9 protein-coding genes are annotated in these 13,677 nt (G+C 72.9%); 6 read left to right on the top strand and 3 right to left on the bottom strand.

Annotated features, from left to right (window positions below; genetic code table 11):
* Positions 1–349: 349 nt before the first annotated feature.
* Together typA and AB5J87_RS12790 are read right to left on the bottom strand one after the other, a co-directional pair.
* On the bottom strand, positions 350–2,251 hold the full coding sequence (typA, locus tag AB5J87_RS12785; protein ID WP_369376625.1) for a translational GTPase TypA: 1,902 nt from the start codon (positions 2,249–2,251) through the stop codon (positions 350–352).
* A gap of 313 nt (positions 2,252–2,564) precedes the next feature.
* Entirely contained in the window at positions 2,565–5,030 is a 2,466-nt protein-coding gene (locus tag AB5J87_RS12790; protein ID WP_369376626.1) for an ABC transporter family substrate-binding protein, read from the bottom strand.
* Between the two features lie 312 nt (positions 5,031–5,342).
* Between AB5J87_RS12790 and AB5J87_RS12795 the strand changes: the two genes are divergently transcribed.
* The 4 genes from AB5J87_RS12795 to AB5J87_RS12810 are packed head-to-tail and all read left to right on the top strand — an operon-like array spanning position 5,343 to position 9,205.
* On the top strand, positions 5,343–5,630 hold the full coding sequence (locus tag AB5J87_RS12795; RefSeq protein WP_369376628.1) for a hypothetical protein: 288 nt from the start codon (positions 5,343–5,345) through the stop codon (positions 5,628–5,630).
* 22 nt (positions 5,631–5,652) lie between these two features.
* Complete coding sequence (locus AB5J87_RS12800; RefSeq protein ID WP_369376629.1) at positions 5,653–6,471, top strand: hypothetical protein; 819 nt, start codon at positions 5,653–5,655, stop codon at positions 6,469–6,471.
* Positions 6,471–8,435 carry a fumarate reductase/succinate dehydrogenase flavoprotein subunit gene (locus AB5J87_RS12805; protein ID WP_369376631.1) on the top strand — a complete coding sequence of 655 codons (1,965 nt, stop codon included), beginning with the start codon at positions 6,471–6,473 and terminating at the stop codon, positions 8,433–8,435. Before AB5J87_RS12800 ends, AB5J87_RS12805 begins: the two co-directional genes overlap by 1 nt.
* Complete coding sequence (locus tag AB5J87_RS12810; protein WP_369376633.1) at positions 8,432–9,205, top strand: succinate dehydrogenase/fumarate reductase iron-sulfur subunit; 774 nt, start codon at positions 8,432–8,434, stop codon at positions 9,203–9,205. The genes AB5J87_RS12805 and AB5J87_RS12810 overlap by 4 nt, the downstream gene beginning before the upstream one ends.
* A gap of 97 nt (positions 9,206–9,302) precedes the next feature.
* On the opposite strand, the gene AB5J87_RS12815 is transcribed toward AB5J87_RS12810, so the two are convergent.
* Entirely contained in the window at positions 9,303–10,256 is a 954-nt protein-coding gene (locus tag AB5J87_RS12815; protein ID WP_369383499.1) for a glycosyl hydrolase family 18 protein, read from the bottom strand.
* 323 nt (positions 10,257–10,579) lie between these two features.
* On the opposite strand from AB5J87_RS12815, the gene AB5J87_RS12820 reads away from it, so the two are divergent.
* Together AB5J87_RS12820 and AB5J87_RS12825 are read left to right on the top strand one after the other, a co-directional pair.
* On the top strand, positions 10,580–12,634 hold the full coding sequence (locus AB5J87_RS12820; RefSeq protein ID WP_369376634.1) for a TPM domain-containing protein: 2,055 nt from the start codon (positions 10,580–10,582) through the stop codon (positions 12,632–12,634).
* A gap of 72 nt (positions 12,635–12,706) precedes the next feature.
* Entirely contained in the window at positions 12,707–13,423 is a 717-nt protein-coding gene (locus AB5J87_RS12825; RefSeq protein WP_369376636.1) for a PspA/IM30 family protein, read from the top strand.
* Positions 13,424–13,677: the final 254 nt, after the last annotated feature.

A 13,677-nucleotide genomic window follows, 5' to 3' on the forward strand; every position in this document is an offset into this window, starting at 1 on the left:
ACTCCCCACAGTGCGTGACCCATTGACCCGAGCTCAATGGAGCCAACTATTAAGTACGGCCGGGCCGTAAACCACACTTAAAGGGTCTCGTTTTTACAACATCAGGTCAGGCCAACAGTCCGAAATACGGACAAACGGATCACAGACAGACACGCCCGAAACGGACCGTTAACACATCTTCCGGAGAGCGACGCTCGATATCCGAACAGAGTGCGGGAGAAAACGACTTGACCCGGCGACGGTCCCGGGGCAGCACAAAACAACCCCGTGGGGACCACCGTACGACAAAGGCCCGGCTCCCCGCGAAATCCGCGGGGAGCCGGGCCTTGGAGAGTCAGCCGGGCTGCGCTCAGCCGTGCTTGGCGCGCGACGCCGTACGGCCGCGCTCCTTCTGGTCCAGGACGACCTTGCGGATGCGCACGGCCTCCGGGGTCACCTCGACGCACTCGTCGTCGCGGCAGAACTCCAGGGACTGCTCCAGGGAGAGCTTGCGCGGGGGCACCACGTTCTCGGTGTTGTCCGCGGAAGCCGCACGCATGTTGGTGAGCTTCTTCTCCTTGGTGATGTTCACGTCCATGTCGTCGGAGCGCGAGTTCTCACCGACGATCATGCCCTCGTACACCTCGGTGCCGGGCTCGGTGAACAGCACACCGCGCTCCTGGAGGTTGATCATCGCGAACGGCGTGACCGCACCGGCGCGGTCGGCGACCAGGGAGCCGTTGTTGCGGGTCACCAGGTTGCCGAACCACGGCTCGTGGCCCTCGTGGATCGAGTGGGCGATGCCGGTGCCGCGGGTGTTGGTCAGGAACTCCGTACGGAAGCCGATGAGGCCGCGGGACGGGACGACGAACTCCATGCGGACCCAGCCGGAGCCGTGGTTCGACATGTTGTCCATGCGGCCCTTGCGGACGCCCATGAGCTGCGTGACGGCGCCCATGTGCTCCTCGGGCACGTCCACCGTGAGGCGCTCGACCGGCTCGTGGACCTTGCCGTCGACCGTCTTGGTGACCACCTGCGGCTTGCCGATGGTCAGCTCGAAGCCCTCGCGGCGCATCTGCTCGACCAGGATGGCGAGCGCGAGCTCACCACGGCCCTGGACCTCCCAGGCGTCCGGACGGTCGGTGTCTAGGACGCGCAGCGACACGTTGCCGATCAGCTCGCGGTCCAGGCGGTCCTTGACCTGGCGGGCGGTGACCTTGCGGTCCTTGACGGCGGACTTGGCGTCCGCGCCCTTGCCGGTGCCGCCACGGCCGACGAGCGGCGAGGTGTTGGTGCCGATGGTCATGGAGATGGCCGGCTGGTCGACCGTGATCAGCGGCAGCGCGACCGGGTTCTCCGGGTCGGCCAGCGTCTCGCCGATCATGATGTCCGGGATGCCGGCGACGGCGCAGATGTCACCGGGGCCCGCCACCTCGGCCGGCTTGCGGGTGAGCGCCTCGGTCATCATCAGCTCGGAGATGCGCACGTTCGAGATCGAGCCGTCGCGCTTGATCCAGGCCACGGTCTGGCCCTTGCGCAGCTCGCCCTGCTCGACGCGGAGCAGCGCGATGCGGCCGAGGAAGTTGTCGGCGTCGAGGTTGGTGACGTGGGCCTGGAGCGGCGCGTCCTCCTCGTACGTCGGGGCCGGGACGTGCTCCAGGATGGTGGAGAAGAACGGCTCCAGGTTGGTGGAGTCGGCCGGGACGGTGCCGTCCTCCGGCTTGGTCAGCGAGGCGATGCCGTCACGGCCGCAGGCGTAGACGATCGGGAACTCGATCTGGTCCTCGTCCGCGTCCAGGTCCAGGAACAGGTCGTACGTCTCGTTGACGACCTCGTCGATCCGGGAGTCCGGGCGGTCCGTCTTGTTGATGCAGAGGATGACGGGCATCCGGGCCTGGAGGGCCTTGCGGAGCACGAAGCGGGTCTGCGGGAGCGGGCCCTCGGAGGCGTCGACGAGCAGGACGACCGCGTCCACCATCGACAGACCGCGCTCGACCTCGCCACCGAAGTCGGCGTGGCCCGGGGTGTCGATGATGTTGATCGTGATCGGGGCCCCGCCGTCCTTGGGGTGGTACTTGACGGCGGTGTTCTTCGCCAGGATCGTGATGCCCTTCTCACGCTCCAGGTCGTTCGAGTCCATCATGCGGTCGTCGAGGTGCTGGTGCGCGGCGAACGCACCGGCCTGCTTGAGCATGGCGTCGACGATGGTCGTCTTGCCGTGGTCGACGTGGGCGACGATGGCGACATTGCGGATGTCGTGGCGCGTGGGCATGCTGGCTGGCGCTTCTCTCGATCGGGAATCAGGCGTCTGACGGTCGAAGCCTCGTCCGCCCGCCGGGCGCGGACACGCCACGGCTTGGTCCCATGGTACGGGGCGGACGCGCCCGGGGCCTCCCGGGCCCGAACCTATGATCGTTCTGCGGGGTGCGAAAGCTGCCTGGAGGCCGGGTCGAGACGGCCTCGAAGCCGGGTCAAGGGCAGCTACGACCTTGCCCGCCGACGGATCGGCGGGCAAGGGACTTGAGCCAGTTCTGAGGTTGTGACCTGCTCCTTCCCGCCACCGCGGGCCGTCTCGGATGGATCGGTCAGTTCTTGTGCCCCTTCGGGGCGCTCTCCGCCTTCTTGAACCCGATGTCCTGGAAGAGCGGGGCCGCGAACCCGAAGGCCCCGGCGTTGGCGACGGTCGGCTTCACCGCGACCAGCTGCGGGCGCTGGTAGAGCGGAATCGATCCGGCAGCCGCCCAGATCCGGGCGTCCGCCTTGCGCACCAGATCGCGCGCCTCGCCCTCGTCCAGCTCGCCCGCCGCCTGGTCGAACAGCTGGTCGATGTGGTCGGTGCCGACCCGGGTGTAGTTCTGTTCGACGAGCAGCGAGCCGTCCGAGGCGGCCTCCGGCTTGGCGAAGACCGGCCGGTCGTCGGTGGCCGGGTAGGCGGTGCCGGGCCAGGAGTACAGCGCCAGGTCGAAGTCGCCCGAGGCGATGTGGTCCTTGAAGTAGCTGTCGTCGGCGACTTTGACGGTCTCGGTGTTGATGCCGACCGCCTTCAGCATCTGCGCGATCCGCTCGCCCACCGCCCGCAGCTGCTCCGAGCCCGCGCCCGAGGGAAGCACGAACCGCAGGGTGAGCGGCTTGCCGTCCTTGCCGAGCGGACCGCCCGCCACCGGGGCCGCGGTGCCCTTGGGGGCGTACGCGCCGGGGGCGCCGCCCGGCCGGCGGGCCTCGGTGCGGTGCGCGTCCTTGTTCCCCCGGCCCGCCTCGGCGTTCCCCCGGCCCGCCTCGGTGCGCGCGTCCCGCTGGTGGCCCGAGCCCGCGTCCTCCAGGGCGTCGGCCTGTCGCATCAGGGCGATCTCCTGGAGCGCCGCGGCCCGCGCCGGGGCCAGTACGTGGGTGTCGGCGCCGGGGCCCGAGCCGCCGGGCCGGTTGTCGCCGGGCCTGACCTCCGCGTCCCCGCCCCGGCGGTAGAGGCCCTCGCCGAGCGGGTGCCCGTACCGGTGCGCCCCGGCGCGGTGCTCCCCCGGCTTGTCGTCGCCGACGATGTAGGTGCCCTCGTCGCCCGCGTCGGCCTCGCGCTTGGAGTCGTCGTCCGCGCTGGAGCCGGACGCCTTGCTGCCCGCCTTGGCGGCGGGCTTCTGGCGCACGCCGCCCGGGGTCCAGCCCGCGTCGCCGAGCAGGGCCTGCGCCTCGTGGGTGTCCTGGCCGCCGAGCGCGTCGCTGTTGTCGGCGTACGCGGGCTGGCCGGCCAGCGCCAGATGGCTGCCGGGCGGACGCGCGGGCAGGCCCAGCGGCTTGAGCACGAGCTCGGCCAGCTCCTGGCGGTCCAGGGCGCGGGCGACCGCCCGGCGCACCCGCTCGTCGGCGAGCGGGCCGGAGCTGCCGTTGAGGGCGAGCTGGGTGTAGGCGGGCTCCAGGGACCTGCGGATGGCGAGCCGGGCCAGGCCCGTCTGCTCCTCCGCGTACCGCTCGACCGCCTGACGGGTCTGCTTGCGGGCGCGCTGCTCGGCCTCGGCCCGCTCCTCGTCGGAGCCGTGCGCGATCGCCCAGGACCGCAGGGCGGCGGCGGGGGTGATCGCGGAGCCGGGGCCGTGCGCGAGGCCGGGGCCCTGGGCGCCCGCCTGCTTGTCGCGCTCGGCGAGGGCGATCCGGTCGGCGGCGGGCCGGTCGATCTCGGCCACGTCCAGGGTGCCGTCGGCGAGGGCGGCGACCCGCTTGTCGCGCGGCACGGCGGTGAGCACCAGCTCGTCGAGCTTGCTGGGGCGGCCCCACCAGCGGGGGTTGCGGGCGAGGGTGAGCGTGCCCCTGTCGCGGTCGGCCGCCTTCAGGAGAAACGGTCCTGCGGTGGCCTTCAGCCTGGTGCGGGCGCCGTCGTTGAAGGCGTCCGGGGTGCCGGTGACGTCCTTGGGGTAGAGCGGGCTGAACAGAGCGCGCCAGTCGGCGTACGGCTTGCCGAAGGTGACCTTGACCTCCAGGTCGTTGGCACCCTTCTCGATCTTCTCGATCCGCTCGTACCCGGCGTTGCGCGCGGTCCAGTACGCCGACTCGCGACCGCTCAGGGCCCGCCACTGGGCGAGGAAGTCGGGCGCCCCGATCTCCCGGCCGTCGCTCCACACCGCCTTCTGGTTGAGCTTGTAGAGCACGACCTGCTTGGGCTCGCGCTGGACGATCTCCGCGCTCTCCAGGTAGTCCGGGTTGCGCTGCGGACGGCCCCGGTCGTCCAGGGTGAACAGCGCGGGCAGCACCGCGCCGGCGACCCGCCCGGTGGCGGCGTCGGCGTCGGCCTGGAAGGCGTTGAGCGTCTGCGGCATCGCGTCCACCGCCCACCGCAGGGTGCCCCCGTCGGCCACCTGGGCCCGGGCCACCGCGCCGATGTCCTGGGGGACGGCTGCCGCGGCGCCCGCGTCGTCGCCGCCCGAGGAGCAGCCGGTCAGTGCGGGCAGCGCCAGCACGCCGGAGGTGAGGAGCGCGACCGACCGGAGCGATGCGACGGTGCGGATCGCGGCGACGGTGCGGATCGCCCGGGATGCCTTCCCGCGCTGGACGCCGACGTTGGGCATGGCTTGTACCTCTTCGTCAGTTTTTATGTGCTTGGTGGCATTTCGCGATGATCACATGTATTGCCCACCACTGAAGAGGACCGCACCCGCCCCCGTACGGCGACACGGCGTGGCGGCGGCCGGATCCCACCCGTGCGGCTCAACGGCGGGCGCTCACGGGCGGACGCACGCCCCCACAACCCCGTGCACACACCTTCACAACCACGGAAGTGACGCGCGACACTCTCAGGCGCATGACCTTTCGGGGGGATCCGGAGGTCGCCCTCCGGAACGACCGGTCACCGCCCGCCACTGCGGAAGGTAGGGCACGTCATGTCCCTGCAGGACGAGTTGACTGCGGTTCAGCGCTGCCTCGACGACCTGGTCAGGTCCGTCGGGCGGCTGGAACAACAGGTCGGCGACGGCGGCCTCGACATCCGGCGGGTGCGGACCGACACCGACCACCTGCGCGAGAGCGTCGCGCTGCTGCGCGAGACCGCGCCCCGCACCGCCGCCGCCCGCCCCGACCTGGTGACCATCCCCGACACCCCGTACGACACCTCGCTGTGGACGGACTCGGACGACGAGGGTCTTGGCGCCCGGGACCGGCGCGCCCCCTGACACCACTCGACTGGAGCCACTGTTGGCCACAGGCACCGAACCCCAACCGACCACCGGCGTTCACGACGCCTCGCGCGCCGCCATCGCACCCCGCCACCTGCGCACCGACCGCTGGTGGCTGGCGCCCGCCGTGACCGCCGCCGGACTGCTCGCCTTCGTCGTCTACTCGACCTGGCGGGCCTTCGTGAACGACGACTACTACGCGGCGCCCTACGTCTCGCCGTTCTACTCGCCGTGCATCGCCGACAACTGCGTCCCGATGCGCCACGGCCCCAACGCCGACCTCTTCGGCAGCTGGTGGGGCCTCTCCCCCGCCCTGCTGATCCTGATCTTCCCGCTCGCCTTCCGCGGCACCTGCTACTACTACCGCAAGGCGTACTACCGGGGCTTCTGGGCCTCACCGCCGGCCTGCGCGGTCGCCGAACCGCACAAGAGGTACTCCGGCGAGACCCGCTTCCCGCTGGTGATCCAGAACATCCACCGGTACACGTTCTACTTCGCGCTCCCGGTCGCCGCCTTCCTGACGTACGACACGGTCCTCGCCTACCGCGACGAGCACTACCGCTGGGGCCACATGGGGCTCGGCACCCTGATCTTCACCGTCAACATCGTGCTGATCTGGGCGTACACCCTCTCCTGCCACTCGTGCCGGCACATCGTCGGCGGACGGCTGCGCCACTTCTCCAAGCATCCGGTGCGCTACCGGATGTGGAGCTGGGCGGGAAAGTTGAACGCCCGTCACATGCTGCTCGCCTGGGCCTCGCTGCTCAGCGTCTCGGCGGCCGATCTGTACGTGTACTTCCTCTCCACCGGGGCGTTCGACGATCCGAGGTTCTTCTGATGACGCAAGCCGAACGCCAGCAGTGGGACGTCGTCGTGGTGGGCGCGGGCGGGGCGGGCCTGCGGGCCGCCATCGAGGCCCGGGAGCGGGGCGCCCGCACCGCGGTGATCTGCAAGTCCCTCTTCGGCAAGGCCCACACGGTGATGGCCGAGGGCGGCATCGCCGCCTCCATGGGCAACGCCAACCCCGGCGACGACTGGCAGGTCCACTTCCGCGACACCATGCGCGGCGGCAAGTTCCTCAACCAGTGGCGGATGGCCGAGCTCCACGCGCGCGAGGCGCCCGACCGGGTCTGGGAGCTGGAGACCTGGGGCGCCCTCTTCGACCGCACGCCGGACGGCCGGATCTCCCAGCGCAACTTCGGCGGGCACGAGTACCCGCGCCTCGCGCACGTCGGCGACCGGACCGGCCTGGAGCTGATCCGCACCCTCCAGCAGAAGATCGTCTCGCTCCAGCAGGACGACAAGCGGGAGTTCGGCGACTACGAGGCCCGGCTGAAGGTCTTCCAGGAGTGCACGGTCACCCGCGTCCTGAAGGACGGCGACCGGGTGTCGGGCGCCTTCTGCTACGAGCGCGAGTCCGGCCGGTTCTTCGTGCTGGAGGCCCCGGCCGTGGTCCTGGCCACCGGCGGCATCGGCAAGTCCTTCAAGGTGACCTCCAACTCCTGGGAGTACACCGGCGACGGCCACGCGCTGGCGCTGCTCGCCGGGGCGCCCCTGCTCAACATGGAGTTCGTGCAGTTCCACCCCACCGGCATGGTCTGGCCGCCGTCCGTGAAGGGCATCCTGGTCACCGAGTCGGTGCGCGGCGACGGCGGGGTGCTGCGCAACTCCGAGGGCAGGCGGTTCATGTTCGACTACGTGCCGGACGTCTTCAAGGAGAAGTACGCCGAGTCCGAGGCCGAGGGCGACCGCTGGTACGAGGACCCCGACCACAACCGCCGCCCGCCCGAGCTGCTGCCCCGCGACGAGGTCGCCCGCGCCATCAACTCCGAGGTCAAGGCGGGCCGCGGCTCCCCGCACGGCGGTGTCTTCCTGGACGTCTCCACCCGGATGCCCGCCGAGGTCATCCGGCGCCGGCTGCCGTCCATGCACCACCAGTTCAAGGAGCTGGCCGACGTCGACATCACGGCCGAGCCCATGGAGGTCGGCCCCACCTGCCACTACGTGATGGGCGGCATCGCCGTCGACTCCGACACCGCCGCCGCGCGCGGGGTGCCCGGTCTCTTCGCGGCCGGCGAGGTCGCGGGCGGGATGCACGGCTCCAACCGCCTCGGCGGCAACTCCCTCTCCGACCTGCTGGTCTTCGGCCGCCGCGCCGGGCTGCACGCCGCCGAGTACGCCACGGCCCCGGACACCGCCCGCCCCCTCGTGGACGAGTCCCAGGTGGACGCGGCGGCGGCGGAGGCCCTGCGCCCGTTCAGCGCCGAGCCCGAGCCGGTGCCCGGGGCCGCCACCGGCTCCCCGGCCACGGCCGCCCCGGCGCCGGAGAACCCGTACACCCTGCACCAGGAGCTCCAGCAGACCATGAACGACCTGGTCGGGATCATCCGCCGGGACGGGGAGATGCGGGAGGCGCTGGAGCGCCTGGGCGCGCTGCGCGTACGGGCGCGGCGGGCCGGGGTCGAGGGGCACCGCCAGTTCAACCCGGGCTGGCACCTCGCGCTGGACCTGCGGAACATGCTGCTGGTCAGCGAGTGCGTGGCGCGCGCGGCCCTGGAGCGCACCGAGAGCCGGGGCGGCCACACCCGGGAGGACTTCCCGGCGATGGACCGCGACTGGCGGCGGGCCAATCTGCTGTGCACCCTCGCCGACCCGACCGGCGGACTCGCGGCCACCGACCCGGTGCGCGGCCAGATCCGGCTGGCCCGCGAGGAGACCGAACCCATCCGTGCCGACCTGCTCGCCCTCTTCGAGAAGGAGGAGCTGGTCAAGTACCTCGCCGAAGAGGAGCTCTACGAGTGACCACGTATGACGCGAGCTTCCGGGTCTGGCGGGGCGACGCCGGCGGCGGCGACCTGGCGGACTTCACGGTCGAGGTGAACGAGGGCGAGGTGGTCCTCGACATCGTCCACCGCCTCCAGGCGACCCAGGCCCCCGATCTGGCCGTGCGCTGGAACTGCAAGGCGGGCAAGTGCGGTTCCTGCTCGGCCGAGATCAACGGGCGGCCCCGGCTGATGTGCATGACGCGCATGTCGGTGTTCACCCGCGAGGAGACGATCACGATCACCCCGCTGCGGGCGTTCCCCGTCGTCCGCGACCTGGTGACCGACGTCTCCTTCAACTACGAGAAGGCGCGGGAAGTTCCCGCCTTCGTTCCCCCGAAAGGGGTCGCCCCCGGCGAGTACCGGATGCAGCAGATCGATGTGGAGCGCTCGCAGGAGTTCCGCAAGTGCATCGAGTGCTTCCTGTGCCAGGACACCTGTCACGTGGTGCGCGACCACGAGGAGAACAAGCCCGCCTTCGCGGGCCCGCGCTTCCTGATGAGGATCGCGGAGCTCGACATGCACCCCCTGGACGCGGCCGGGGAGGCGGGCCTGGACCGCAAGCGGACCGCCCAGGACGAGCACGGCCTGGGCTACTGCAACATCACCAAGTGCTGCACCGAGGTCTGCCCCGAGCACATCAAGATCACCGACAACGCGCTGATCCCGCTGAAGGAGCGGGCCGTGGACCGCAAGTACGACCCGCTGGTCTGGCTGGGCAACAAGATCGGCCGCCGGTCGGGGAGTTGACCCTCCGGCTCCGGATCCGACCTTACCGGCCCGCACACGGCGGCGGGGCCCGGCATCCGCGGATGCCGGGCCCCGCCGCCGCGCTGGACCGGGAACCTCAGTTCCAGCCCTTGTCGTACGCCGCCCAGTCGCTCTCGCGCGCGGTGAAGTCGACGTACAGGGCGACGCCGAAGTGCTCGCGGTGCCGGTCGGTGCGGCCCAGGCCCAGACGCACCCCGCGCACGGCCGCCTTCACCGTCTCCGCCGAGCCGTGGTGGCCCATCGACTCCGTCTGGAAGAACGGCAGCCCCATCAGCAGATCGGTGTCCTTGGGCGTCACCTCCAGCGCCAGCGACGCCTGCTGGGCGACATAGCCGCCGTACAGGCTCTCCAGCGGCATCGAGGTGTCGTACGACATCACGGCGATCTGGTCGACGCGCTTGGCCACCTGCCCGAAGTACGCCTGCGACCACCACTTGGGGTGCCCGGCGATCTTCCCGGCCGCCGAGTGCAGCTTGGGCACCGGGTCTATCTGGTGCGCCGCCACCGACAGCGACGCGTGCTGCGCGCGCGTGACGGGCCGTACGGCGTCGAGCAGCTCCAGGAAGGGGCGGTTGCCCGAGGGCATCGGCTCCAGGTCGAAGTGGACGCCGTCGAAGCCGCCGTCCACCAGGACCTCCCGGGTGGAGGCGAGCATCGCCGCGCGCGTGGCGGGCCGCTCCAGCCGCAGGCCCTTGGGGCCCTCCGTCGCCAGCTTGTCGCCGAGCCACGCCTGTACGCGCACCCCGGGCAGCCTGCGGTGCATCCCGTCGACCAGCCAGCGCGCCCTGGGGTAGCGGGTCACCGGCAGCGTCCCGTCGTGCTCCAGCGGCCCGGCGTGGACGTACAGGTCGTGTATCCCGGTGTTCCGCACGCGCGCGGCGAACGCGTCCAGGTCGGCCTCGCTCTTGCGGCCGTCCACCCAGGCGTGGCCGAGCCAGATGGCGTCCCGGCCACGGGTTCTGGTGCCGTCCCCGGGGTCGCCCGCGTAGCTGCTGCGCAGCGCCACCGCGCCGACCACCATGGGTGCCATCACCAGGAGCACGGCCGCCAGCGCGGCACGCCGCACCCACGTCCGTGCCGGGCGCCGGAACCAGCGGCGCAGGCCGTCCACTCCGGCCGATATAGCTGTCCGCACGAGTACCCCTGACTGTCAGTGTGCCGTGGAAGTATGACCTCCCGGTGGCCTGCGGCCCAACGAGCGGGGCTCACCGCGGCGCGCTGCCGTCCGGTCCGGGGCCCGCCGCCCGGTCGCGGAGCGGCAGATACCGCCATACGCTCACAAATGTGACGCCGCCTGTCAGTCGCACCAGGCCCCGCGGAGCCGTCCGGGCCGGCCGGGCCGGCGGGGCACTCGTGGCCGCGCTGCTGGCCGCGTGGCCGATCGTGCCCGGCGCCGCTCCCGCGCGCGCCGCGGAGCTGACCGCCGGGGCGAGCGTCGCCGAGGATCCGGTGCCGCTCGCCACCCACGGCCAGATCACCGACCTCGCCGACGCGCTGGGGCAGCGCGCGCCCGTGGTGGGCGCCGCCCTGGAGCGCCTCCACGAGAACCGCCGCGTACAGCTCTTCGTGGTCTACGTGGACGACTTCTCCGGCCGCCCGGCGCAGGCGTGGGCCGACACCACGGCCCAGCTGAACGGGCTCGGCCGGGACGACGTACTGCTGGCCGTCGCCACCGGCACGCGCGCGTACGCGTACTCGGTGGACGAGGGGTTCCGGCTCAGCGACGGCGTCCTCGGCCAGGTCGCCCGCACCTCCATCGAGCCCGCGCTGCGGCGCGGCGACTGGGCCGGGGCGGCGATCGGCGCGGCCGACGGCTACGACGCGGCGCTGGCCCGGCCGTCCCAGCACGACGACTCGGTCTCGGCCAGCGACTACGTGCTGCCCGTCGTCGTCCTGGGCGCCGCGGGCGCGGTGGCGGCGTACGCGTACGCGCGCAGGAAGCACCGCGCCACCACCCGGACCACGCCCGCCGCGACCCAGGGGGCGGGCGCCGGGGAGACGGACGGCTCGACGCCGCCGACCGCCCTCGCCGAGCTGGACGCAGAGTCCCGCGAAGCGCTGACCACCACCGAGGACGCCATCCTTACGAGTGAGGAGGAACTGGGTTTCGTGGTGGCCCAGTTCGGGGACGGGGCGGCGCGCCCGTTCACCGAGGCCGTCGCGGACGCCCGCTCCGAGCTGGCCGCGGGGTACCAGCTGCGCGGAGAGCTGGACTACGGCGAGCGGCGGCCCGACCCGGGCGATCCGGGGGCCGTGGAGGCGCGGCGGGCGGCACTCACCGCGATCCTGGAGCACTGCGCGAACGCCCGACTGCGGCTGGAGGCGCGGGCCCCGGACCTCCACGCCCTGCGCGCCCCGGAACAGCGGGCCCCGCAGGCGCTGGAGGCCGTCGAGACCGCCTTCCGCACCCTCACCGGGCAGACCGCGGCGGCCGATTCGGCGCTGACCGCACTGCGCCGGCGGTACGCGCCCTCGGCGACCGCGCCGGTCTCGGGCCACGTCGAGGAGGCCAAGGAGCGGCTCGTCCTCGCCACGACCGCGCTGGGCCGCGCCCACCAGGCCCTGGCCACGGACGACCGGAAGGGCGCGGCGACGTGCGTACGGGCCGCCGAGGGCGCGGTGGCCCAGGCGGCCGTACTGGTGACGGCCGTCGAACGGCGGGGCCGTGAACTCGCGGACACGGAGCAGCGGTTGCCCGCCCTGCTCGCCGCGACCGGGGCGGACCTGGCGGAGGCGCACCGCGCCCTGGACGCGGCCGGGGACGACGCCGCCGCACCGCGCGGCCCGGTCACCCGCGCCGAGGCCGTCCTGAACGGCGTCCGCCAGGAACGCGCGGAGGGGCCGTACGACCCGATCGACGCCCTGCGCAGGATCGTGGCGGCGGACGCGGCGCTGGGCGAGGCGCTGTTCGAGATGCCGGGCGGGGACGGGGAGTCGGGCGGTGGCGGGGAGTCGGGCCGGGCCGTGGCGGAGCCCTCCGCCGGGGACCCGTCGGGCGCACGGAAGCGCGAGGACGGCTCGCGGCACGCCCGCACGCTCCTGGACGCGGCGACACTGACGGCCCGCGCGGCCGTCGCGGCGGCGTGCGACCAACTGGCCGTGGACCGGGGCGCGGTGGGCGGAGAGGCCCGCACCCGGCTCGCGGAGGCCCGGCGCCTGCTCGGATCGGCCGCCGCCGGGGCCGCCTCGGACGCACCCGCCGCCCTGGCCTCGGCCCGCCGCGCGGACACCCTGGCCCGGCAGGCCCAGGACCTCGCCGAGGCGGACGTACGGGCCTACCGCGACGCCCGCGACGCCCGCGACTCCGGCGACTCCGGCGACTCCGGCGAAAAAGCGGATGGAAGTGACGCCGGAGGTGGGAACCGATCCGGGCCGAGCGGTGTATCAGGAGCAGGAGGCGGGCGGTAAGGAGCGGATCCCGGGCAGGCGGTGCCCGGGATCGGATCAGGAAAGGGATTGGTTCGGCGCAAGGAGAGAGCCATGAGCGACAGGCAGTCGGTACTGGGCCGAGTCGTCCAGCTGGCCAAGGCCGACATCGACGCGCTCCTCGACCAGGCCGAGGACCCGCAGAAGATGCTGGACCAGCTGACCCGGGAGTTCACGGACACCATCGCGGCGGCGGAGCGGGCCATCGCCACCACGGGCGGCGAGCTGCGCCTGATGGAGCGGGACCGCACCGAGGACCTGGCCGCCGCCAAGGAGTGGGGCGAGGAGGCGGTGACGGCCAGCAGGAAGGCGGACGGGCTGCGGGCGGGCGGCTCGGCGGAGGAGGCCGACCGGTTCGACCGGCTGGCCAAGGTGGCGCTGGGCAGGGAGGTGCAGGCGGAACGGGAGGCGTGGCAGGCCGAGCCCGCGATCGCCGCGCAGACGGCGGTGGTCGACCGGCTCAGGACGGGGGTGGACGGGATGCGGACCAGACTGGAGGCGCTGGAGGTGAGGCAGCACGAATGGGTGACCGGTGCGACCTGGGCCCGGGCGCGGCACCGGATACCCGACGGGTTGGAGAGCGCGCACCCGCTGGACCCGGCGAGCGAGATACCCCGCTTCCAGGACAAACTGCGGCGCGAGGAGGCGCGGGCGCGGGGCGGGCACGAGCTCGCCGCCTCGGCCCTGGACGGCCGGTTCGAGCGGCTGGACAGCCCGGGCGACACGGCGGAGGTGGAGGCCCGCCTGGCCGCGCTGAAGGCGACGACGTAGACGGGGCGGGCGCGTCGGCGCCGGCGGGCGGTGGACCCGGCAGGCGGCGCGGGCGGGACGGTCGGTGGCGCCGGGGTGGGCGGGCTGCCGGGCTGCCCACGGCGCGACCCGTCCGGGTGCGGCCGACTCCGGGTGCGGCCGGGTGCGGGTGCGGCCGGGTGCGGGTGCGGCCCGCTCCCGGTGTGCGGCGGGCTCCAGGGGCGGGGAGCGGCCCGCACCAGGTCGGGCCCGCTCCAGGTGTGCGGCGTGCGGCG

It is taken from the genome of Streptomyces sp. cg36, from assembly GCF_041080675.1.
GTDB lineage: Bacteria > Actinomycetota > Actinomycetes > Streptomycetales > Streptomycetaceae > Streptomyces.

What these genes read in the sequence shown, in the direction of transcription:
- typA (WP_369376625.1), bottom strand. Translation starts at nt 2,251, where the DNA reads ATGCCCACGCGCCACGACATCCGCAATGTCGCCATCGTCGCCCACGTC.
- AB5J87_RS12790 (WP_369376626.1), bottom strand. Translation starts at nt 5,030, where the DNA reads ATGCCCAACGTCGGCGTCCAGCGCGGGAAGGCATCCCGGGCGATCCGC.
- AB5J87_RS12795 (WP_369376628.1), top strand. Translation starts at nt 5,343, where the DNA reads ATGTCCCTGCAGGACGAGTTGACTGCGGTTCAGCGCTGCCTCGACGAC.
- AB5J87_RS12805 (WP_369376631.1), top strand. Translation starts at nt 6,471, where the DNA reads ATGACGCAAGCCGAACGCCAGCAGTGGGACGTCGTCGTGGTGGGCGCG.
- AB5J87_RS12815 (WP_369383499.1), bottom strand. Translation starts at nt 10,256, where the DNA reads ATGGCACCCATGGTGGTCGGCGCGGTGGCGCTGCGCAGCAGCTACGCG.
- AB5J87_RS12825 (WP_369376636.1), top strand. Translation starts at nt 12,707, where the DNA reads ATGAGCGACAGGCAGTCGGTACTGGGCCGAGTCGTCCAGCTGGCCAAG.